This is a genomic window from Undibacterium parvum (assembly GCF_003955735.1).
Lineage (GTDB): Bacteria > Pseudomonadota > Gammaproteobacteria > Burkholderiales > Burkholderiaceae_D > Undibacterium > Undibacterium parvum.
In genome coordinates, this window is the sequence record NZ_CP034464.1 from 4858767 (window position 1) to 4881987 (window position 23221).

The 23221-nt window shown below is 50.5% G+C and carries 21 protein-coding genes; 14 read left to right on the forward strand and 7 right to left on the reverse strand.

The features are described from left to right. Positions 1–73 precede the first annotated feature (73 nt). Positions 74–1000: a transcriptional activator NhaR gene (nhaR, locus tag EJN92_RS21160; protein WP_126129648.1), complete on the forward strand. Its 927-nt coding sequence runs from the start codon at positions 74–76 to the stop codon at positions 998–1000. Between the two features lie 148 nt (positions 1001–1148). On the opposite strand, the gene EJN92_RS21165 is transcribed toward nhaR, so the two are convergent. Then, the gene (locus EJN92_RS21165; RefSeq protein ID WP_126129649.1) at positions 1149–1676 is read right to left on the reverse strand and encodes a GNAT family N-acetyltransferase; all 528 of its coding nucleotides are present in this window, start codon (positions 1674–1676) and stop codon (positions 1149–1151) included. 483 nt (positions 1677–2159) lie between these two features. Here EJN92_RS21165 and EJN92_RS21170 point away from each other — a divergent pair, with 483 nt between their 5' ends. From EJN92_RS21170 to dut, 5 genes are all read left to right on the forward strand, one after another. Further along, on the forward strand, positions 2160–3146 hold the full coding sequence (locus EJN92_RS21170; RefSeq protein WP_126129650.1) for a bifunctional riboflavin kinase/FAD synthetase: 987 nt from the start codon (positions 2160–2162) through the stop codon (positions 3144–3146). Between the two features lie 93 nt (positions 3147–3239). Then, a complete protein-coding gene (gene ileS / locus EJN92_RS21175; RefSeq protein WP_126129651.1) occupies positions 3240–6104 on the forward strand; it encodes an isoleucine--tRNA ligase in 2865 nt (954 codons plus the stop codon). Positions 6105–6254: 150 nt separating this feature from the next. Further along, positions 6255–6785, forward strand: coding sequence for a signal peptidase II (gene lspA / locus EJN92_RS21180; RefSeq protein WP_126129652.1), 531 nt, complete (start codon positions 6255–6257; stop codon positions 6783–6785). A gap of 24 nt (positions 6786–6809) precedes the next feature. Continuing rightward, complete coding sequence (gene coaBC / locus EJN92_RS21185; protein WP_126130054.1) at positions 6810–8012, forward strand: bifunctional phosphopantothenoylcysteine decarboxylase/phosphopantothenate--cysteine ligase CoaBC; 1203 nt, start codon at positions 6810–6812, stop codon at positions 8010–8012. An 81-nt stretch (positions 8013–8093) separates the two neighbouring features. After that, positions 8094–8543 carry a dUTP diphosphatase gene (gene dut / locus EJN92_RS21190; RefSeq protein WP_126129653.1) on the forward strand — a complete coding sequence of 150 codons (450 nt, stop codon included), beginning with the start codon at positions 8094–8096 and terminating at the stop codon, positions 8541–8543. Positions 8544–8645: 102 nt separating this feature from the next. Here the strand turns inward: dut and orn are convergent, their stop codons facing one another. Further along, positions 8646–9233, reverse strand: coding sequence for an oligoribonuclease (gene orn, locus EJN92_RS21195; protein ID WP_126129654.1), 588 nt, complete (start codon positions 9231–9233; stop codon positions 8646–8648). Positions 9234–9280: 47 nt separating this feature from the next. On the opposite strand from orn, the gene EJN92_RS21200 reads away from it, so the two are divergent. From EJN92_RS21200 to rsgA, 3 genes are read left to right on the forward strand one after another with little or no spacing between them, the layout of a single operon-like run. After that, positions 9281–10579, forward strand: coding sequence for a M48 family metallopeptidase (locus EJN92_RS21200; protein ID WP_126129655.1), 1299 nt, complete (start codon positions 9281–9283; stop codon positions 10577–10579). Further along, positions 10576–10926, forward strand: coding sequence for a 4a-hydroxytetrahydrobiopterin dehydratase (locus EJN92_RS21205; protein ID WP_126129656.1), 351 nt, complete (start codon positions 10576–10578; stop codon positions 10924–10926). Before EJN92_RS21200 ends, EJN92_RS21205 begins: the two co-directional genes overlap by 4 nt. Next, positions 10926–11849 (forward strand): ribosome small subunit-dependent GTPase A, encoded by a 924-nt coding sequence (rsgA, locus tag EJN92_RS21210; RefSeq protein WP_126129657.1) that lies wholly within the window; start codon positions 10926–10928, stop codon positions 11847–11849. The genes EJN92_RS21205 and rsgA overlap by 1 nt, the downstream gene beginning before the upstream one ends. A gap of 83 nt (positions 11850–11932) precedes the next feature. Here rsgA and EJN92_RS21215 read toward each other — a convergent pair whose 3' ends face one another. After that, on the reverse strand, positions 11933–12211 hold the full coding sequence (locus tag EJN92_RS21215) for a DUF2798 domain-containing protein (RefSeq protein WP_126129658.1): 279 nt from the start codon (positions 12209–12211) through the stop codon (positions 11933–11935). A 178-nt stretch (positions 12212–12389) separates the two neighbouring features. Between EJN92_RS21215 and EJN92_RS21220 the strand changes: the two genes are divergently transcribed. Then, on the forward strand, positions 12390–13316 hold the full coding sequence (locus EJN92_RS21220; protein ID WP_126129659.1) for a LysR family transcriptional regulator: 927 nt from the start codon (positions 12390–12392) through the stop codon (positions 13314–13316). A gap of 28 nt (positions 13317–13344) precedes the next feature. On the opposite strand, the gene EJN92_RS21225 is transcribed toward EJN92_RS21220, so the two are convergent. After that, positions 13345–15396: an ATP-binding protein gene (locus EJN92_RS21225; RefSeq protein ID WP_126129660.1), complete on the reverse strand. Its 2052-nt coding sequence runs from the start codon at positions 15394–15396 to the stop codon at positions 13345–13347. 334 nt (positions 15397–15730) lie between these two features. Here EJN92_RS21225 and EJN92_RS21230 point away from each other — a divergent pair, with 334 nt between their 5' ends. Then, positions 15731–16084 carry a hypothetical protein gene (locus EJN92_RS21230; protein WP_126129661.1) on the forward strand — a complete coding sequence of 118 codons (354 nt, stop codon included), beginning with the start codon at positions 15731–15733 and terminating at the stop codon, positions 16082–16084. Positions 16085–16192: 108 nt separating this feature from the next. Here EJN92_RS21230 and EJN92_RS21235 read toward each other — a convergent pair whose 3' ends face one another. Further along, on the reverse strand, positions 16193–16921 hold the full coding sequence (locus EJN92_RS21235; RefSeq protein WP_126129662.1) for a Type 1 glutamine amidotransferase-like domain-containing protein: 729 nt from the start codon (positions 16919–16921) through the stop codon (positions 16193–16195). A 388-nt stretch (positions 16922–17309) separates the two neighbouring features. On the opposite strand from EJN92_RS21235, the gene EJN92_RS21240 reads away from it, so the two are divergent. The 3 genes from EJN92_RS21240 to EJN92_RS21250 all read left to right on the forward strand — a co-directional run bounded on the left by EJN92_RS21240 (position 17310) and on the right by EJN92_RS21250 (position 21066). Continuing rightward, positions 17310–18944 (forward strand): hypothetical protein, encoded by a 1635-nt coding sequence (locus tag EJN92_RS21240; RefSeq protein WP_227869626.1) that lies wholly within the window; start codon positions 17310–17312, stop codon positions 18942–18944. A 79-nt stretch (positions 18945–19023) separates the two neighbouring features. Further along, positions 19024–19971, forward strand: coding sequence for a hypothetical protein (locus EJN92_RS21245; RefSeq protein ID WP_126129663.1), 948 nt, complete (start codon positions 19024–19026; stop codon positions 19969–19971). 405 nt (positions 19972–20376) lie between these two features. Next, complete coding sequence (locus EJN92_RS21250) at positions 20377–21066, forward strand: hypothetical protein (RefSeq protein ID WP_126129664.1); 690 nt, start codon at positions 20377–20379, stop codon at positions 21064–21066. 160 nt (positions 21067–21226) lie between these two features. On the opposite strand, the gene lolD is transcribed toward EJN92_RS21250, so the two are convergent. Together lolD and EJN92_RS21260 are read right to left on the reverse strand one after the other, a co-directional pair. Next, a complete protein-coding gene (lolD, locus tag EJN92_RS21255) occupies positions 21227–21922 on the reverse strand; it encodes a lipoprotein-releasing ABC transporter ATP-binding protein LolD (protein WP_126129665.1) in 696 nt (231 codons plus the stop codon). Beyond that, positions 21915–23171, reverse strand: coding sequence for a lipoprotein-releasing ABC transporter permease subunit (locus EJN92_RS21260; protein WP_126129666.1), 1257 nt, complete (start codon positions 23169–23171; stop codon positions 21915–21917). The genes lolD and EJN92_RS21260 overlap by 8 nt, the downstream gene beginning before the upstream one ends. Positions 23172–23221: the final 50 nt, after the last annotated feature.

Sequence of the window (23221 nt, forward strand, 5' to 3'; positions counted from 1 at the left end):
AGAGGCCAGGAGTTTAATACTGCCACTACCGCCCTATTTCCAACTAGCAGGCAGCAGCAACTTTGACTTTGGCATGAGCACACTTAACTACAAACACCTGCGCTATTACTGGATGGTGGCAAAAACCGGCAGCATCGCACGCGCCGCCGAGCAGATGCACCTGACACCGCACGCCATCAGCGGGCAGCTCAAGGAGTTTGAACAGAACCTGGGCGTAGAACTATTCCAAAAGCAAGGACGTAATCTGGAACTGACCGATGCCGGACGCCGTATCTTAAGCCATGCCGACGCCATCTTTTCCACTGGCGACGACTTACTGGCCAGCTTACATCAGACCAGCAGCGCAAAAAAACGTAGCTTTCGGGTCGGCATCTCGGACGCGGTCTCCAAGTCTATCGCCTATCGCCTGCTAGAACCGGCTCTGGCATTGCCCGACCCCCTACGCCTGATTTGCCGCGAAGGCCGCCTGGCGATGTTATTAGCAGAGTTGGCGATCCACAAGCTCGACATGATCATTGCCGATAGGCCGATGCCACCGAGCTTAAGCGTGCGTGGCTACAACCATTTATTGGGCGAATGCGGCCTGAGCGTTTTCGGCGCCGCCGCGCTCATCAAAAAAAATAAGCTAGCTTTTCCTGCCATGCTCGACCAGGCGCCTTTCTTACTGCCTGGAGAGGATGTGGCCATCCAGGCAAAACTATTGCATTGGTTAGAATTGAATAATCTCAGGCCCAATATCGTCGGCGAGTTTGATGACGGTGCCTTGATGAAGGCATTCGGCCAAGCCGCCGCAGGTTTTTTCGTCGGCCCCAGCGCCATGCAAGACGATATTTGCGCGCAGTATCAAGTCCGCGTGGTGGGGCAAATCGATAGCGTCATCGAACAAATCTACCTCATCAGCACCGCCAGACGCATCACCGACCCCGCCGTGATCGCCATCAGCGAGACCGCCAAACGCGCCATTTTTGGTGCGGGTAGCAAGTCTAAGGAAATCGAATAAAATCGACAAATAAGGGAGTATGCAGTCTGGCCGGGCGATTGCGCATACAGTATGTGCGCAAGCACGGCTCAGCTGCTTATACCCACCCGGGTATGTGAGCAAGAAGTAGTTTGAATCAGCGCCAGCATTCTTATCCCGCCCAGTAAACCTAGGCCGATACCAGCGCGAACATATGCGCATCGTGCGCTGCGCCGTGCAGGTACAGGCGCTTGCGCGCCAGGCCTTCGCGTTGCGCGCCGGCCTTGATCGCAACTGCCTCGCTGGCCTTATTACCGACTGCCACCACGATTTCCACTCTCTGCAAAGCGAGTTGTGAAAACGCATGTTCGGACAAGGCTTGCACGCAGCGCAGTGCGATCCCCTGCCTTTGCCTGGACGAACGCACCCAATAGCCGAGATTGCACATTTTATTCAAGGTATTGATGGAATTAAGCCCTGCACCGCCGAGCAAGTCGCCAGTGTCCAGACAGAACACGCCACAATCGTAAGCACTCCCAGTCTCCTGAGCCGAACCGCTGTGCGCGAACCATGTCAAAGCATCTTGTTCGCTGTAATCAGGCTTACACCAGGGCATCCACGGCGCGATGCTGGCTACCGATTCCAAGACCGCTGCCGTAAATGCTGCGGCATCGGCAGCTAACAAGGGGCGCAGTAATAAGCCATTTGCAAATATCATCGTTTCACCTCCAAAGCCCAGAAAAATAAGAATGATAATCTGCGGACTAACGCAGCCTAAGCATGGCATGAATAATAACATTAGTGCATAAAACCAATGCTCATTTAGTAATTTCGCTCTAAGCTTTACCCTCACCTCGCTAGCGATTATAGGGAGTATGCGAGAGCACCGCCCGATTGCGCACGAAGCATCTGCGCAAGCGCGGCGCATGAGCCTATACCCCAGCCAGTATCAAAGCATGATGCGCACTCATAGCAAATCCAACAAGCTGCCAGTCCGACGCCAGCAATTGCCCAGAATTACTGATGAATCTTCCTTAACCCCATCACACAATTGCAGTATTCAGCCTGATAATTTACTGCATAAGTTGCAACAATTACCGCACATCAGGCACTAAATCCGCATTTAGGCATGCCCATGCGCAAAATTGAGGGTGAAAGCCCTTATAATCTAAGGTTTTTGCAATTGTTTCCCTGAGTGATAATGAAAGTATTTCGTGGACTCCCTAATGCTGCCGCGCGCGCGCCTTGTGCGCTGGCGATAGGCAATTTTGACGGCGTGCATCTAGGACATCAGGTTTTGCTGTCCAGATTGCGCGAAGCCGCCACACGCCTAAATCTTGAGGCCGCGGTGATGACTTTCGAGCCGCACCCGCGCAGCTTTTTTGCCCAGTTGCTGGGCGACCTCTCTAAAGCACCGACCCGCATCGCCAATCTGCGCGACAACCTCGATGCGCTCACTTTGGCCGGTGTCGATAGAGTCATTGTCGAACATTTCAACGCCCATTTTGCCGCGCTGAGCCCACAAGACTTTATACAAAAAGTCCTGGTCGAGGGCTTGCATGTGAAATGGATGATGGTCGGTGAGGATTTTCGCTATGGCGCCAAACGCGCTGGCGATATAAACATGCTGAGCGCGGCCGGCAAAGAGTACGGCTTCGAAGTAGAGGTCCTGGCGGCAGTGCAAGATAAGGGCGTGCGAATTTCTTCCTCGTCGGTGCGGGCAGCGATAGCCGCTGGTGATTTTAACGAGACCCAGAGTTTATTGGGGCGCAGCTACCGCATCTCGGGTCATGTGGTACATGGTCAGAAGCTGGGACGCACACTCGGTTTCCCTACTCTGAATTTACGGGTGGCCCATCATCGCCCGGCGTTACAAGGGATTTTTGTGGTGCAGGTGCATGGCTTAAGCGAATCGCCTTTGCCAGCAGTTGCCAGCCTGGGTGTGCGCCCGACCGTGGATGATAGCGGCCACGTTTTGCTAGAAACCCATGTGTTTGATTACAGCGGCAATGCCTACGGTAAAGTGGTACAGATAGAATTTTTGCAAAAACTGCGCGATGAAGAGAAATACGTCGATCTGCCTACGCTGACCGCTGCAATAGAACGCGATGCCCAGCAAGCCAGAGCCTATTTTGAACAGCGCGCCACAGCTAGCAGCGCGGCAATCTCTGCGAGCGACCGAATTTAAAGCGAAGCTCGGCAACCTCTCTTCGCAAAAAACACAAAAAAATATCCGCATCTCCTTATTAAAATTTATTTTTAACCGAATTTAAGCAAAATTATGTCTAACGAAAAATCAGCCAAAGTGGCCAGTAAATACCCGGTCAACATGACAGAAACGCCCTTCCCTATGCGCGGCGATCTGGCCAAGCGTGAGCCTAAATGGATCAAGGAATGGCAAGACAAAAAAATCTACGAGCGGGTTCGTAAGGCCGCTGCCAATCGCCCAAAATTTTTGCTGCATGACGGCCCACCGTATGCCAATGGCGATATCCATATCGGGCACGCCGTCAACAAAGTCTTAAAAGACATGATCATCAAGGCGCGCACTCTGGCAGGTTTCGATGCGCCCTATGTACCGGGCTGGGATTGTCATGGCATGCCTATCGAGATCCAGATCGAAAAACTGCACGGCAAGAATCTGCCGGTGGCCGAGGTGCAAGCCAAAGCACGCGCCTATGCCGAAGTGCAGATAGAACGCCAGAAGGCCGATTTTATCCGTCTCGGGGTCTTGGGCGAGTGGGACAATCCGTACAAGACCATGGCCTTTGGCAATGAAGCCGACGAAATCCGCGCACTGGGCACTTTGCTGGACAAGGGTTATGTGTATCGCGGTTTAAAACCAGTCAACTGGTGTTTCGATTGCGGTTCGGCCTTGGCAGAAGCCGAAGTCGAATACGAAAACAAGCGTGATCCGTCTATCGACGTCGGCTTTGCCTTTGCCGAATTCGACAAACTGGCGGCCGCATTTAAATTAGACCAGCTGCCACTGGATAAGGGCTATGCGGTGATCTGGACCACTACACCGTGGACCATACCATCTAACCAAGCGCTGAACGTGCATCCTGAATTCACCTATGCACTAGTGCAAACCGTGCGCGATGGCGAAGCTATTCTGCTGATCCTGGCGCAAGATCTGGTCGAGGCCAGTCTGGCGAATTACGGATTCGAAGGCACAGTGATCGCCACTTGTCTGGGTGCCGATTTATCCGAAATCAAATTTAAACATCCTTTGGCCGCAATGGATGCTGGCTACGATCGATTTTCGCCCGTGTATCTGGCTGACTATGTGACGCTAGAGAGCGGCACCGGGGTAGTTCACTCAGCACCAGCCTACGGTATTGAAGATTACAAGTCGTGCAAGGCGCACGGCATGCAGGACAACGACATCATCAGCCCGGTAATGGGCGATGGTAAATACGCTTCATGGTTGCCGTTCTTTGCCGGCATGACGATCTGGGAAGCCTCTAAGCCTATCTGCGACAAGCTCAGAGAAGCTGGCGCCCTATTCTCGTTCAAGATGTTCGAGCATAGCTATATGCATTGCTGGAGACATAAAACACCTATCATCTACCGCGCTACCTCGCAGTGGTTTGCCAGCATGGACAACACGCCGAAAGATGGCGGCCCTAGCCTGCGCGAAACAGCACTCAAGGCAATCGATGAAACAGCATTTTTCCCAGCCTGGGGCCAAGCCCGCTTGCATGGCATGATCGCCAATCGCCCAGACTGGACGCTATCGCGCCAACGTCAATGGGGCGTGCCTATGGCATTTTTCTTGCATAAAGAAAGCGGCCAACTGCATCCTCGCACCCCAGAATTATTGGAGCAAATCGCGCAACGCGTGCAAGAGTCGGGCATCGAAGCCTGGCAGCAACTGGACATCAATGAATTCCTCGATGCCGATGCCGATATGTACGTGAAAAACCGCGACACACTGGACGTCTGGTTTGATTCCGGCACCACGCATTACACGGTATTGCGCGGTTCGCATAAGGAACAATCTTGCTTTCCCGCTGACCTGTATCTGGAAGGTTCGGATCAGCATCGCGGCTGGTTTCACTCATCCTTGTTGACGGCATCCATGCTAGATGGCCGTGCCCCTTACAAGGCTTTGCTGACGCACGGTTTTGTGGTCGATGGCGACGGCAAGAAGATGTCCAAATCTCTGGGCAATACTTTAGCGCCACAAAAGATTTTTGAAACTCTGGGCGCCGACATCCTGCGTCTGTGGGTTGCCTCTAGCGATTATTCTGGCGAAATCACGATCTCGGACGAGATCTTGAAGCGTGTCACAGAATCGTATCGTCGCATCCGTAACACGCTGCGCTTTTTGCTGGCGAACACCTCCGACTTCGATTTCAGCAAAGATGCGGTGGCGGTGGCCGATATGCTGGAAATCGATCGCTATGCGATCGCGAATATGGCAGTTTTGCAGGCGGATATCCTGGCGCATTATCAGCAGTTTGAGTTCCACCCTGTGGTCGCCAAATTGCAGTCGTTCTGCTCCGAAGATCTGGGTGGCTTCTATCTGGATATTCTGAAAGATCGTCTGTACACCAGCGGCACCACGTCCGCCGCACGGCGCTCGGCCCAGACTGCCATCTGGCACATCACGCAAAGCCTGTTGCGCCTGATGGCACCGACCCTGTCGTTTACTGCCGAAGAAGCCTGGCTCAGTTTTGCCAGCGCCGACGCCTATGCCGCCAGCGATGAAACCATCTTCACGCAAACTTTCTACGATTTACCAGCCATCGCCGATGGCGCCGCCTTGCTAGAGAAGTTTGCTGCCCTGCGCGCGATACGCACCGACGTTACCAAGCAATTGGAAGAAGTGCGCGTATCCGGTGCGATCGGTTCATCCTTGCAAGCCGAAGTAGTAATTAAGGCCAGCGCTGCCAAGTTTGAAGTCTTGAATAGCTTTGGCGACGACCTGAAATTTACTTTAATTACTTCAGCCGCCAGCGTTGAACTGGTCGCCAGCGAAGCCGAAGAGGCGGTAGTTGTGCAAGCCTCGCCGTATGTGAAATGCGAGCGTTGCTGGCATTACCGCGCCGAAGTCGGCAGCCACGTAGAGCACCCAGGTCTGTGTGGCCGCTGCGTGAGCAATTTGTTTGGCGCAGGCGAAGTACGACAATTTGCGTAAAATAGAGTGCCATCGTAGGGTGGGTTAGGCGCAGCCGTAACCCACCATGCACTCAGCAATTTATATTTATTTGAAGCTTTACCGATCAAGTTTTGCGCATTCAAGGCTAAGCCCAATCAAACAATACCAACCACCGTACCAACAAAGAACATGGCAACCAAAAAACGCAGCGCAGCCCCCACAGCAAATAAATTTGTGAGCAAGTCATCCGGCAATTCTTTAGTTCCCTGGTTAGGACTGGCGGCAATTATCATTTTGCTCGATCAACTCAGCAAGATCACGGTCACCAAATTATTTACTTATGGCGAAACGCTATCGATCACCTCTTTCTTCAATCTGGTGCTAGCGTATAACAAGGGCGCGGCATTTAGCTTTTTAGCGGCAGAATCTGGCTGGCAGCGCTATTTTTTCACGGCTATCGGTGTGGTCGCATCCCTCTTCATCATTTATTTGCTCAAGCAAAATGCCGGTCAGCGCTTGTTTTGCTGGGCTTTATCGCTGATCATGGGTGGTGCACTCGGCAATGTCATCGACCGTTTACTGTACGGCCATGTGATTGATTTTTTAGATTTTCATTACAAAGAGCTTTACCATTTTCCGGCTTTCAATATCGCCGATAGCGCCATTTGCATAGGGGCCGGCTTGTTCATACTCGACGAACTGCGCCGCGTAAAAAAATAGAGGAACCTCGCGATGACGAACTTGATGAGTTTAGCCGGTAAGAAAATTGTCTTGGGCATGACCGGTGGTGTCGCTTGCTACAAAGTGGCCGAACTGACCCGCGCGCTCGGTAAAGCTGGCGCGTCGGTGCAAGTAGTCATGACGCAGGCGGCCACCCAATTCATTACGCCCGTCACCATGCAGGCATTATCCGGCAACACGGTCTACACCGACCAGTGGGATGCGCGCATCGCCAATAATATGCCGCACATCGACCTCAGTCGCGATGCCGATTTAATCGTGATCGCGCCCTGCAGCACCGACTTCATTTTCAAACTCGCGCATGGCGCTTGCGATGATTTGTTATCGACGCTATGCGTGGCAAGACCTGCGCATATTCCGCTACTGATCGCACCGGCGATGAACGTAGAGATGTGGCAAAACCCGGCGACCCAGCGCAATGTCGCACAGCTGCGCGCCGATGGCATACAAGTACTTGGCCCGGCGGCAGGCGAACAAGCCTGTGGCGAAACCGGCATGGGACGCATGCTGGAAGCAGCAGAATTATTCAGCGAGATCATCGCTAGTTTTCAGACCAAGAGCTTACGCGGCAAACACCTGCTGATCACCGCCGGCCCAACTTTTGAGCCTATCGACCCGGTACGTGGTATCACCAATCTGTCTTCAGGCAAAATGGGCTATGCGATTGCGCAGGCCGCCTGGCAAGCCGGGGCAACTGTCACCCTGATCTCTGGCCCTACCGCTCTGGCAGCGCCGTACGGGGTGCGTCGCATACAAGTACAAACCGCGCAGCAAATGCATGACGCTGTGATGGCGCAATTAGCTAGCCAGCCTAGTGATGTCTTTGTCGCGGTAGCGGCAGTGGCAGATTGGCGCGTTGCCAATGCCAGCAATCAAAAACTTAAAAAGACCAGCGACAGCGATACCCCGCAATTAGAATTTGCACTCAATCCCGACATCCTCGCCAGCGTCGCCGCATTGAAAAATGCCCCGTATTGCGTGGGCTTTGCGGCTGAATCAGAAAAACTGCTGGAATACGGCGCTGCCAAACGCATCAAGAAAAATATTCCACTTTTGGTCGGCAATATTGGTCACGCCACTTTCGGCAGCGATGACAATGAATTGGTTTTGTTCGATAAGAACGGCCATCAACACATAGCACGCGCTGATAAGCTGACACTGGCGCAAGGCCTGATCACAGAGATTGCAGCTCGTATCAACAAATAGAGTTCAGCAAATAGATATCTGCAAATAAGTCCTGACACACATCACCGCATCATTAACACCCTAGCCTGAACAAAAATCTTCATGAAAAATATAGATCTCAAAATTATCGATTCCCGTATGACAGACCTGTTGCCAGCTTACGGCACGCCGGGCAGTGCCGGTCTGGACTTACGCGCCTGCATCGATGCCGCCATCACCATCAAACCGGGTGAAACCGTATTGATACCAACCGGCCTGGCGATCCACATCGACAACCCTGGCTATGCCGCGATGATCTTACCGCGTAGTGGCATGGGCCACAAACACGGTATCGTATTGGGTAATTTGGTCGGCCTGATCGATTCAGATTACCAGGGTCAACTGATGGTCTCGACCTGGAACCGTGGTCAGTCCGAGTTTGTCTTGCAACCGATGGAAAGATTGGCGCAACTGGTGATCGTCCCTGTCTTGCAGGTGGGCTTCAATATCGTGGAAGAATTTGGCGATAGCCAACGTGGCGAAGGCGGCTTCGGCAGCACGGGCAAACATTAATAGCGATTTAACAGCTAAATGTGGCGCACAAAATAAAAAAGACTTCGATCAGAGCGATCAGAAGTCTTTTTTGTTTCAAGTCTGGTACAAACTGCGGGGCACTTATTCCTTGATGAAATGCTCGCGGTAGTATTTCAGCTCTTCGATAGATTCTATGATGTCTGCCATGGCGGTATGTTTTTGATGTTTTTTGAAGCCGCTTAAAAGTTCAGGCTTCCATCGACGGCACAACTCTTTCAGCGTCGACACATCTAGATTGCGGTAGTGAAAAAACGCTTCCAGCTTAGGCATGCCGCGCGCCATGAAACGTCTATCCTGGCAAATGGTGTTACCACACATAGGCGATTTACCGTTAGGCACATGCAACTTCAAAAATTCTATCAAGGCTTTCTCGGCATCGGCTTCGGTCACGGTAGAGGTTTTAACTCTTTCTATCAAACCAGAGCGACCATGCGTGCCCTTATTCCAGGCATCCATCTTGTCCATGATTTCATCGGCTTGATGAATCGCAAATACCGGACCTTCGGCAATCACGTTCAACTGCATATCGGTTACCACCACCGCAACTTCGATAATCACATCCTTATCCGGGTCTAAACCGGTCATTTCCATATCGACCCAGATCAAATTCATTTCATTTGGCTTGGCTGGTTTCGACGTACTTGCTTGTATCTCGGTCGCTTGTGACATAATTCTTCCTTGGCTTGATAATTTATTTCTGAATGCGGCATTTTCCCATGATTTCTACAGCGTTTTCTGTTTTATTCGTCACATTTTTACTTTTGACCCTGGTTTTGCAGTTTTGGCTAGGTTCGCGGCACATCCGTCATGTGCTGCAGCATCGCAACGCGGTGCCTGCCGAGTTCGCCGAGCGCATCCCGCTGGCAGCCCATCAGAAAGCGGCCGACTACACCATTGCAAAAACCAAATTAGGTATGCAGATGCTGTTATTAAACGCTATCGTGTTGATCGGCTTCACGCTGTTTGGCGGCCTCCAATGGCTAGCGGTCAGTCTGGTGAAATTGAGCGGACCGGGGATGCTGTATCAATTAAGTTTATTAATCGCCTTTACACTAATCACCAGTCTGATCGATTTGCCTTTCGATTATTACAAGCAATTTGTACTGGAAGAAAAATTTGGCTTCAATAAAATGACTAAAGGCCTGTTTTTCGGCGACATGCTAAAGAGCACATTGCTCGGCGCTGTGATCGGTCTGCCTTTAATCTGGGTCATGTTGACGTTGATGGAAAAGTCCGGAGCCTTATGGTGGCTATATGCCTGGATCTTCTGGAGCGGTTTTCAGCTCTTGATGATGGTGATTTTCCCGACTTGGATCGCACCTTTGTTTAATAAATTTACGCCACTGGAAGACGATAGCCTGCGTACCCGTATCGAGGGCCTGATGCTAAGAGTGGGCTTCGCTTCTAAGGGCTTATTTGTCATGGATGGTTCTAAACGCAGTGCACATGGCAATGCCTATTTTTCCGGTTTCGGTGCATCCAAACGTATCGTGTTTTTCGACACCTTGCTGTCACGTTTAAGTCCGGCAGAAATAGAAGCGGTATTGGCACATGAATTAGGCCACTTTAAGCTCAAGCACATCGTCAAACGCATCTGCGTGATGTTTATTATCTCGCTGGGCTTCCTGGCATTGCTGGGATACCTGAAACAACAAGTCTGGTTCTATACAGGACTAGGCGTAGACCCTATGCTACTGGCCGCTAACGATGCCATGGCGCTGATCTTATTTATGCTGTCCCTGCCTATTTTTACTTTTATACTGTCACCGCTGTCCTCTATCACTTCCCGCAAACACGAGTTTGAGGCCGATGCCTTCGCGGCCAAACATAGTAGCGCCGAGAATTTAGTGGCGGCCCTGGTCAAGTTATATGAAGACAATGCATCTACCCTCACCCCAGACCCTTTGCATTCTGCCTTTTACGATTCGCACCCGCCAGCCTCAGTGCGGATAGGCAAACTACAATTGAGCGCAACATCAGCAACATCGGCAACCCCATCAGGAGCAATAGCATGATAAAAACCACTGATCTACTCGCGAAAAAATCTCACCACACGGTCGACGCCCTCGATGCTGCCAGCTTGCCAGATTATTTCGCGGCCACCCCAGGCTGGGTACAAGATGGCGCACGCATAGTCAAAACTTTTGAATTTAAAAATTACTATGAGACACTAGCCTTCATCAATGCAATTGCTTACGTGATACACGCTGAAGACCATCATCCTGAATTAGTGGTGACCTACAATCGTTGCGTGATCCGCTTTGACACCCACACGGTCAATGCTGGCAAAGGTGGCATTTCAGAGAATGATTTCATTTGTGCCGCCAAAGTCGATGGCATTTATCAGCAAAGTTTTTCCTGATGGCTAAGAAAGAAATCGTTGCGAACGCCCTGGGAACTGTGATTGCAGCCCACGGCCGGCATTATCTGGTGCAGGCGGATGGCATCAAACTGCATTGCGTCACCCGTGGCAAAAAAAGCGATGTAGCGGTCGGCGATATCGTCGAATATCAGCTGACTTCGAAGAATCAAGGTGTGATAGAAGCCATCACACCGCGCCAGACTTTGCTGTATCGCTCGGATCAGTATAAGTCGAAAATGCTGGCAGCCAATCTGACGCAACTGGTGGTGGTAGTCGCCACCGAGCCTAGTTTTTCTGACGATTTGATCTCGCGTGCGCTAGTCGCTTCAGAATCATCCGGCATCAAGGCGCACATTATTTTAAATAAGATAGACGTAACCACCAGCCTGCCCAAGGCAAGGGAACGCGTGGGTCTATACGCCAGCTTGGGCTATCCGGTGCACGAAGTCTCCGTGACCGGCATGCCGGACACTACCCGCGTCACCCTGATGAACTTGCTGCAGGGGCAAAGCACTATCCTGATCGGCCAATCAGGGATGGGGAAATCTTCACTGATTAACCTGATTATCCCGGATGCCGAGATCGCTACCCGTGAGATTTCTGCTGCCTTGGATACTGGTAAACACACCACCACCTTCACCCGTCTATTTCAAATGGATGCCTATCAGGGCCAGCCAACTTCAGTGATCGATTCACCAGGCTTTCAAGAGTTTGGGCTACATCATTTGAGTGAAGGCATGCTGGAGCGCGCTTTTCCAGAATTTCTACCCTATCTGGGCAACTGCAAATTCTACAATTGCCATCACCATGCAGAACCAAACTGTGCGGTGACTGCTGCAATTAAAACCGGAGAAATCAGCGCCATGCGGCATGATCTATTTAAACAGTTAGTGCACGAGGCGGCACAAACTATAGGGTATTAGTCCTATTGCAAACCACGATGCGTATCAGAACTAGGATGCGCATCGTCAACACTATCAATACCAGTCAATACTGCACGCCAAATTTATTTGCGCACAGTCAAAGCGACCAATTTCATGACCACTGGCCGCACCAACAAGACACAACAAAAAGCCACCGGCATTGCTAATTGATAGGCATGTAAAACACGGCTCAAAAAATCATCCTTGATACCAGCGTTGGCTGCCACGATCACCGCTGACATCAAAAAAGCCATGATGGCAGCCATGTAAAAGGCAAAAACTTGCGGGGTGTAGCGGGCCGGCAGCTTCCAACTATTCGGTGCCGACTTTGCTAAGGACTGACTTGCTTCAGAATTTTTCATTTTATTTTCACTCTTTCTATGACTAGTTTGCTCCGCGATGCCCTTGGAAAACCAAGCTCCACAATGGCTGGGAAAGAACTCATTTTATGCAGTTGATTGCTAATTAACTAGAGCAGTAACGCTAAGTCGGCCATTAAGCTAAAATTACGAATGAATAAATCAATCACGCAGGAAAGCTATGGATACTCTGAGCGGCATAAATAGTTTCGTCAAGGCAGTAGAGAGCGGTAGCATCGCATCGGCAGCGCGACAACTAGGCATTACGCCCGCCGCCGCCAGCCAAAATATTGCCCGACTCGAGCAATATATGGGGGTGAAATTACTGACACGGACGACCCGAAAATTGAGTCTCACCGAGAGCGGCGACGTTTATTATGCGAAAGTGAGCGATGTCTTACATAGGCTGGAACTAGCCAGATCGGCAGTGGATCAGTTGCAGGGCGTGCCACAAGGCCGCTTGCGCATCGCTACCGCGGTCACCTATGGCAGGCACATCATTGCACCGCTATTGCCGGCATTTTGTGCGCGCTACCCTAGTCTGTCTATAGAGTTGATCTCGACTGACTTTAACGTCAATCACAGCAATGACGATGTCGATCTCAGCATACGCTTCAAACAGCAGTTAGAACCGCATCTGGTGAGCCGTCGCATCGCCACCATACCCATGGTGATTTGCGCTGCGCCTAGCTATCTGCAAAGGGCTGGAATACCGCGCACCCCGGAAGACTTAAAAGAGCATGCTTGTCTGCTGTATCGCATTTCCTTTAATGGTCTGTTATTCAGATGGACCTTTATCCGTGACGGTTTGCACTTCGAACCAGAACTGCGTCCCAGCATCATCAGCAATGACATCGATAGCCTAACGCAGATGGCGGTGGCAGGAGCAGGAATAGCCCGTTTAGCTAGTTTTATCGCCGAGCCCTTGATTGCCAGCGGCCAACTACAAGCTTTATTTGACGAATCATCGGATCAAAACGACGACACCAGAGTGGATGCCGAGCCTCTCGATTTCCATATTTGCTATCGTGATCGCGCAGAGGTGAGCCTCAAGATGCGTCTATTTATTGATTACCTGCTGGCCTGTTTACCGCATACCGAGGCTTAAAATAGTCGCGCCGATTACGCATCCGCAGTTAGCCAGAATACACCGGGAAATCGACATAAAAAGAGCTACCTTCGCCGATCGTGGAGTGGTAACCGATCTCCCCCCCCATCTGGTTGACGATCGCTTTCGAAATCGACAGCCCTAAGCCAGAGCCACCTTTTGCCTTGGTATCGGAGGAATCTTGCTGGGAAAATTTTTGAAAAATTCTCTCTCTAAATTCTTCAGAAATACCCGGACCACGATCGCTTACCGCTATCCTTATCCGATCGGACGCAAGCAGCTTGGTGGCTATCATCACCGTGTCGCCCTGATTAGAATATTTGCAGGCGTTTGAAAGCAAGTTCGCCATCACCTGCTGGAAACGACCCGCATCGACGTTCACCTGCACATCGGGCGTGGGATTGTGCAGAGCGATGTTCACCTCTAGTCGCGTGGCGAAAGCTTGATTGACGTCGCGTGCCTCATCAATTAATTTAGCTAAGTTACAGCTCACCTGGGTCAGACTTAAAAGGCCAGACTCGAGTTTTTGCACGTCCAATAAATCATTAATAAGCTGGGTCAAGCGCTCGGTATTGGTGTACGCCATTTTCACCAAAGTAGCCGCTTGAACAGGCAAGACTCCCGTCACGCCGCCTGCAACCAAACCTAAAGAGCCTCGTATCGCGGTCAGTGGCGTGCGTAATTCATGGCTGACGGTAGAAACGAATTCTTGCTGCAGGCGTTCGACTTTCCTACGCTCGGTAATGTCGCGGGCGATCAGGATAAATTTATCTTGTCCCAGAACATGCACTTTACTGGTGGTGATTTCAAGCGGGAACACGGCGCCGCCATTGCGCACGCCCTCCACCACACCCAACACTCCGGCTTCGAGTAATTTCCAACTCCCTGCTTGTAAAGTCGGCGTCAGTTGTTGCATATTACGACCTAACAGATCCTTGGCAGAGCAGGCAAAAATTGATTCGGCAGAGTGATTAAATGACTCAATATCCCCTCTGTCATTGGTCGTAATAATTGCATCAGCAGCATTTTGCACTATGGTGTCTAGCCTATCGGAAGACGCCTTCAATTCATCTTTTTGTAATTCCAGATCATGCAACAAAGATGTTTTGGCAGCGTTGGCACTGAGGGCATGCTGCTCACTGCGTTGCAAACGCCCGACCATGGCGATCACGAACACGCTAAATGCGATGATCAACAAAGAGGCGATCAAAGACAAGCGTAGCGCCTCTATCTTTCTGGTCTGGTAAGGTGCCAGCGCATCTTCTATCCCGATTGCTGCGGCGACATACAGAGGGTAATTTTTAATTTTTCTATAACTAAACAAGCGCTCTTTGCCATCCACCACACTGGTACTACGCATATCGCCGCTGCCATTGGCCAATGCCGCCTTAAAGATCATCCCTTTTGAGAGATCTTGGCCGACCTCAGCCGATTTACCATCGCGCCGCGCACGCACGATGCCATCTTCGCCAAACATCGTTACCGTGCCATGTTTGCCTAAATTAATCTCGTCATAGAAACGGGTGAAATAAAAAGGATCGACCGAGACCACCGCGACGCCATTAAAACTACCGTCGGCATGATTGATTCGGCGTGTCATTTGCAGCGACCATTTTTGCGAGATACGACCCAACACAGGTTTACTGACAAATAATTGCCCCAGGTCTTTTTCCATGTGTACGCGTATATGTTCGCGATCAGCCAGGTTAGTCTTTTTCATAGGCAAATTAGACAAGGCCAACTCACCCTTTTGATCGACTATCGATACCTGATTCAAAATATCTCCGAGTATGATGCCGCTCTTCATATAGGACAGCAGATCGAAACGCAGACCCGACACCAGATAATGCTCACTGACAAATAAGGCCGCCTGATCGGCAGTCTGCAAGGTGCGTATGGTGTGCTCTTCTATGGTGCGGGCATAATTGCGAGCGTCTTTTTGCGCTGTTTGTATCGCCTCGTTTTTAGCATCTAATAATTGATAATAAGTACTGCCCCAGATATACGCCAACAGCAGCAAGGAAAATAGACTCAAGCCCACCCTGGCATCCCGATTTCTATTTTTAGCGAGCAATTCCATACCGGTTAAAACCCTGTGAATATTTGATTTAACGAGAGCAAAGTGAAACCGCTTGCAATTAAGCAACTTCAGAAGACTAAGGACGGAGATGTACGCGCCACAAAATAAGAACTCGCAATATAAAAGAGACTACCTTCTCCGCAGCTTTCTGGCAAACAGAAGTAGCTGTATTTTCAATAATTATCACGATTTAATTCTTCATGAAGGCGCCTATGGCGAAAACCAAAGTCCCCCTCATCGCTGACATAGTCGTGGCAAGAGCACTCATACTTAGCAAAAGGGTAGGACTCGCATGCTAAGATAAACGGTTTCCCCAATTTCATAGCGATAAAAAATGACTAACGATACCGATATCCAGCTGAGCGGCCCCTTTAAAGCCACCGATTCATCCGGCGCCAACCATGAGGTCAAGGCCATTCGTATTTTCGACGAAGGCTATGGCATCATCGACGTATATGTTGACTTTTCCGGCCCCATCGAAAACAGCCTGTGCAAGGACAAAATACTGTTAGGCCACATCATGGCAAAACTACGCAGCCTCGGCTATGTAGGCCCCGACTTCGGCCATAGCGATCTCGGTCTGCAAGAAAGAAAACTGATAGTTTTAGAAGCGCCAGAAGAATTTTGTGCTTTCGCCAAAAAACATGGCTGGACCAATCTGGCTGAAGAGTTCGACGAAGAAGAATAAAAAAAGAAAAAAATTAAGCACCCACGCCAACACGCATATCCTATGCGGCCTGCAGCCTGGCATGCCCGAAGAAGCGCATGGAATATGCGCGCTGGCGTGGGCTCAATTTTATTTTTTGCAGACGACCGCAGAACTAAGGTAGGTCTGCACAATCTCCACATCGGGAATCGCGCTAGTGCGCACCCCATCCTTCGTGCTCTGTACCTGATACGCACTTACTCCCGCTTTACCCTGCACAATGCGCGTCAGCTTGCCATCGACAAAATGCACGGCAGCACCATCATCGATGGCGATACCATCTCTGATTTCGCCTTGCATGAGCATTTGTTCAAAACTTGGCCGCCTTGCCACATCATCCGAATAATGCGGACAGCAACTACCAGGCAAAAATCCCAATCCAGGAATGGCGCTGAGGTGATCGGCGTAAGAATCCGTTACGCCTGATTCAAACCAGCAAATCGCACCAGCGCTAATCCCCGCCAACAGCACGCCCTGCTGCATCGCCTGCCGCAAAATATCATCGAAACCCCACGCCTGCCATACCGCCAGCATGCTTTTGGTATTACCGCCGCCGACAAAAATAATATCCTGCGCCAGCGCCCAAGCCAGCAGATCAGGAGTCCGATCAAAAAACTTTAAATCACTAGGACAACACGCCAACGTAGAAAAACGCTGATAAAACTTGATGATATAAGCCGGATCTTCGGCACTGGCGGTAGGCACGAAGCCTATGCGTGGATTCGTTAGCCCAGACTGCTCCAGAATGTAGCGATCCAAACCAGGCTCAGTGCCGCAAGAAAAGCCGCCGCCACCGAGGGCGATGATGTGTGTTTTCATAGTCAGGTCAGTCATCGTAAAATCTAATCCGGTAGAATATCAAATAATCATTGTCTTGAGAGTAATGATTTTCTAATCGTAAAAATATAGAAATGAAACCTATCCCCTGCTCTAATTCTAGGAGCAATAAATCGCCAAAAATTGCACGCCCCGATAGCCACCAATACATGCATATTTTCGCCTCATCCTATAAATCAAACTAATTAAAAACAACAAAACCGGCATATATTCATTCATTAGCAGTCTGGTATTGTTTGCGAAAAATTGCGGTACTACACTCAATTCATCAGCCCGAAATCTACTTTGAACTGATGATTTGGTGCTGTTCTAAAACCCTGCGCAATTTATCCAATTGACGCAAGCTATAAAACCAACAGGAGCGTCTGCAATGAATGCAATAAAAGTACAACTTTTGATGTCTGCAGTGGTATTGGCTTCCGGCTTGCCAGCCTTGGCGGCGGCGCAGGAGAATGCTCAGATGGCAGCAAGCCCTCACAAAGTAGAAATCATAGAATCAAGCCACCATGACCATTCCTTCGTACTGCGCGATACGGTAGGCAAAGCAGTCGATCCGCATTACCGCAAGGAAGCCAAAGAAAAGCGCCGCGTCCCTTATGTCGACTCTCCCAATTTCGAGACAGATGCAGCAGCGCAATTAAGCCATGTCAGCTCCAACAGCAAGAACTTAGCCGCGCCAACTAGCGCAGGCCTGGGTTTTGATGGTATGGGTCAAGGTTTTAGCGGCCCATCTGGTGTCTTCGCAGTGCAATCAGCGCCACCGGATACCACTGGCGCGGTAGGCGCCAGTCAATTTGTACAATGGGTCAATTCCTCATTGACGGTCTTCAACAAAGCCACAGGCGCTGCCACCTACGGGCCGGTAAAAGGGAATACCTTGTTTAGCGGCTTTGGCGGCGCCTGCGAGACCTCTAACGATGGCGACCCTGTGGTCCAGTATGACAAAATCGCGAATCGCTGGGTGCTGATGCAATTTGCGGTTCCTAGCGGTGGCCCCTACTTTCAATGTATCGCCGTATCCAAAACCTCAGACGCCACAGGTGGCTACAATCGCTACGCCTTTCAGTATTCTGGCTTCAATGATTATCCCAAAGCAGGGGTGTGGCCAGACGCCTACTACGTCACCTACAATATGTTCGTGCCCAATACCTTTGGCGGAGCCAAAGTGTGCGCCATGGATAGGGCCGCGATGGTCGCGGGCGCAGCCACCGCAACACAGCAGTGCTTTCAGTTAAGCACTAGCTATGGTGGTCTGTTACCAGCCGATTTGGATGGCACGATTTTACCGGCCGCTGGCAGCCCCAATTACATGCTTAATCTGGGTACCAATTCTCTGAATATGTGGAAGTTTCACGTCGACTGGGTAAGTCCTGGCAATTCCACCTTAACTGGGCCTAGTGCGATTCCCGTCACCGCATTCAACGCTGCCTGTGCTGGTGGAACTTGCATTCCTCAAGCTGGAACCAGTCGCACCCTCGATTCTTTGGCAGACCGTGCCATGTATAGACTGGCGTATCGCAAATTTGCCGATGGTCATGAGGCTTTGGTCGTCAATCACGCAGTAAAAGTAGGCAGCAATAGAAAAACCTCGTATAGCGCCACCCGCTGGTATGAAATTCGCAATCTATCCGGCACACCAATGGTGTATCAGCAATCGACCTATGCACCTGACAATACGTCACGCTGGATGGGAAGTGTCGCGATGGATAAAATGGGGAATATCGCCTTGGGCTATAGTGCATCGAGCAGCGCGATTAAACCGGCATTACGCTTTGCCACACGTTTAGCTGCTGACCCGGTCAACACCTTGAGTAACGAAACCCTAATCATGCAAGGAACGGGGTCGCAAACGGGGACTTTGAGTCGCTGGGGTGATTACAGCCACATGAGTGTCGATCCTGTCGATGACTGCACTTTTTGGTACACATCAGAATACCTGAAGGCTGACGGAACTTTCAATTGGAGTACCCGCGTTACTTCCTTCAAAATCAATGGTTGTCAATAATAGCGCCACGTGACGATAATAAAAATTACTATCCCCGGCCTGTGCCGGGGATTTTATTTTCAAGCATAAATTTTCGACTATGAATGCGATCAAAGCGTCATTTGCGATTTCTCTCCTTGCTGTCAGCCTTGCTGCCATTTACTTGCTCTTCCCATCTGGGGCATTAAAAGAAAACCCCTCATCGCAAGCAACAACGGGGCTTTCCGCTTCCGCGTCTGTTTCCGTATCTACGCTAGCATCACCGACTATCGATATTCAGCATTCAGAGGCGATCAAGTCAGCGACCAAGTTATTGGGTAATCCCTTAGAGCGCAGTAGCAATTTACGTGCTATCTACTATCAATTTAAAGACAGCCAAGACCCGATTGAACGGCATACGGCATATCGCGCCTGGTCCGCTTGCTTCCCAACCTTTATCGCAGCAGCAGGGCAAAGTGTCACTGTAGAGGAGCTCACCAGTAGCCTACCAGTCAATAGCCCAAATCGCGCTGCCCGTATAGAGGCTTACCGGAATTTACAGGGTCGCTGTAAAGCCTACTCAGATATGCCAAGAGAGGAGACACTTAGGCTCACGGCGGAGCAGCAAGAAGCGGCAAATAGTGGACGCATTTTAAGCCCTGGGGACACCGCGGCAAAACAACTCACCGACGGCAATCAGGAAGCCGCCTTAAAAATTGTGTATAACATTCTGGCCTCCAAGGATGCTTTTGCGATCAACTCTCTAAAAGACTTCGTCCAGCAATACCTGGTATTGCAAGTAGATGCACAAATGCTCACCAGTAGCGAACGGCCAGATTTACGCGCAATGGCATTTTCATTGGCAGCCTGTGAATTGGGTTTGGAGTGTGGACCAGGATCACTCAGCGCGTTACAGCTATGTACCAGCATCGCCCAGTGTTCAGGCACGGTGGGCGAACGCTACTTGCAGGCACTGCCAAACCAAGCAGATCGTGAGCGACTACACGCCGAAACCAGACGTGTGCTCGATGCTATACATAGCGGCGACTTTAAACGATTAGGTTTGTAAACGCGCGAAGATCCGGCCGTTTAGCGGTCACGATGACGGCATTAATAATTAAAGGGACGCCGTTTCGATAGCAGTCTCAATAATTTAACTTTCACAATACCTGCAAACCGGTGGATGCAAATAATTTACTGCTTATTCCGATGCCGTTGAGCTTAATCAAATGCATGCAATTCATTGCAAAAACTGAGTATGTTATACTTGCTTAGTGGAAACAACCTCCATGTCGTGCAAGGGTGGTAGATAAATACCGAAAGCACAAGTCTTTCTAGTAAAGACTATGTGTTCAACTGAGACCCACCTGTCCGCACTTAGAAAATCAATGCGTGCCATTGGTTTAATTATATCAAATGCATCAAAAATTTAGCATACCTAAGCATGCTATTTATACATTAAAAAGAACTCGTAATGACAAATTATTCTCTTAAACTTTTGGCTTCTAGCCTAGCACTCGCCATTTTATCCGCCTGTGGCGGTGGCAGTTCTGATGCACCAGCAGTTGCCGCGACTGGCAGTAACGCGACCGCAACGACACCAGTGGTGCCGGTAGTCACACCAAGCACACCAGAAGGCCCATTATCAAAGTATGTGGGTACTTGGGTACATAAATGTGAGTACGACTCCAACGAAACATTGGTGCTGACTGCAACCAACAATGGCATCACCTTAAGTGGTAATGATAAAGAAGAGTACTTCGATAACATCGGATGCACAGGAGCGGTCATAGCAACAAGTACGACTGCTGCGCCACAACCATTACAATATATTTCCACTGAGACCAACCGCAGTGCCACCCTGATAGATCGTAACGTCGCCGATAACCTTAAGTTACAGGCTACGTTTACAGGTAACTTTGATATTATTTCCACTGTTAACGCCACGCCCCAATACACAGGTAGCGGGGTAACTACTAAGTTAGTCGATGGCAAAACAGAAGTCACTATTACTAGAAGTCATGGCTCATCTACCCGGACGATTGTTCCAACTTCCATAGAAAGAAAAATCGCCGTTACCATCAGAAATGGTGAAATGCTGATGTGTACTCAGCTTCCTGGTGCCGTCCCTAGTTTTGAATGCGACTGGACTTACCATCGTTGATGTAAACCTCAGGTGCTGATTGAGCTAATTGGCACCTGGCTTTATCGGTCTCGCTTTATCAGGCTGGTTTGATTAATTGATTAATTGATTGATTGATACAAACCAGCCTAGTTACAACAACGCTATAAACTTGACCCTTAGCTCAACGCTAGGATCAAGCTCACACCGCCACTAAGCCATTATCGGCTAGCCGTAAAATCCGGTCGCAGCGTTTCGCCAGTTCGGCATCGTGGGTGACGATGACGAAGGCCGTACCCAGCGTGGCCGACAACTCCAGCATCAAGGCAAAGATCTGATCGGCGATGCCGCGGTCGAGATTGCCGGTCGGTTCATCGGCCAAGACGCAAGCCGGTTGCGTCACCAGCGCGCGCGCCAACGCCACGCGTTGCCGCTCACCGCCAGACAATTCACCTGGCACATGCGAGACGCGGTGTCCTAGTCCTACCCGCTCAAGTATCTTGCGTGCCGCTTCTTGTGCTTCTACCCGCTTTACGCGGCGTATCAGCAAGGGCATGGCGACATTATCGAGTGCCGAAAACTCAGGCAGCAAATGATGGAACTGATACACGAAACCGAGCGAAGTATTGCGCAGCTCGCCGCGCGCAGTCTCGCCCAGACTGGCAAAATTTTGGCCTTGTAACACCACCGTGCCATTAGTCGGCGTATCTAGTCCACCGAGCAAATGCAGCAAGGTCGATTTGCCGGAACCAGAAGCACCGACGATCGCCACCCGCTCACCCGCTTTGACGTTCAAATCTATATTATTCAAGACCTTGACTGCATACTCGCCCTGGGTGAAAGTCTTGCCCAGATTAGTGCAAGATAGGACGGTTTTTTGGATATCAGGATTACTCATAGCGCAGTGCCTCCGCAGGTTTTACGCGGGCCGCACGCCAGCTAGGATAAATGGTGGCGAAAAACGCCAGAACGATGGCCACGCCACCAATAGTCCAGACATCGGACCAATGCAGGTCAGAAGGCAGCGAACTGATCACATACACTTCTTTGGCCAGAAACTGTATGCCCAAAATACGCTCGATAAAAGGCACGATGACGTCGATATTTAAGGCAATCAGGATGCCTGAACCTACCCCCAGCGCGGTACCGAGCAAGCCCACTAGCGCACCCTGTATCATAAAAATTTTCATGATGGACCAAGGTGATGCACCCAAGGTACGCAAGATCGCGATATCGGCCTGCTTCTCGGTCACTGTCATCACCAGGGTCGAGACCAGATTAAAGGCGGCGACCGCGATGATCAGCGTGAGGATGATAAACATCATGGTTTTTTCGGTTTTAACGGCAGCGAAATAATTCGAATTTTGTTGCGACCAGTCGCGAGGTAGCAAATTTTCTGGCAAGCTATTGCGCAATTCATAGGCCACTTGCGGCGCTTTTAGCATGTCTTGTATGCGCAGACGCAGGCCGCTAGGTGCAGGCTGACGGAAAAATCTCTGCGCATCAGCAATATGGATAAACGCCATACCTGAATCGAATTCATAATGCCCGGCCTCAAACACCGCCACCACGGTAAAACCTTTTAAACGCGGCACCATGCCCGCCGGGGTCAACTGACTTTCGGGTGCGGCTAGCGTGACCTTGTCGCCGATACTAACGTGCATGGCGCGCGCCAACTCTATGCCGAGGATGATATTAAATTCACCTTCACGTAAATCGCTGAGCTTACCGGCCTTGACCTTGCTCGCCACCACCGAGACCTTAGGCTCTTGCTCCGGCAAGATGCCGCGCAACATCACGCCGCGCATCACGCCATCGTTAATGATCATGGCTTGCGCATCGACATACGGTGCGGTGCCTAATACGGCTTTGTTTTTTTCCACTTCTAGCGCGGTGGCTTTCCAGTCGGCCAAGGCGCCGCTGGCATCAAGCACCTCGATATGCGGCAATACCGAGAGCATACGGTCGCGCACTTCTTTCTGAAAACCGTTCATGACCGACAGCACCACGATCAGCGCCGCCACGCCCAGTGCGATACCGGCCATAGAGATCAGCGAGATAAAAGAGATGAAGCTATTGCGGCTACTACGCCTGCCAGCGCGCGTATAGCGCAAGCCGACTAGCCATTCAAAAGGGAGATTTTTCACAAAAGTCTTTATTTTTTAAGGTGGAACAAGTTCTTGCACATGGAACAACC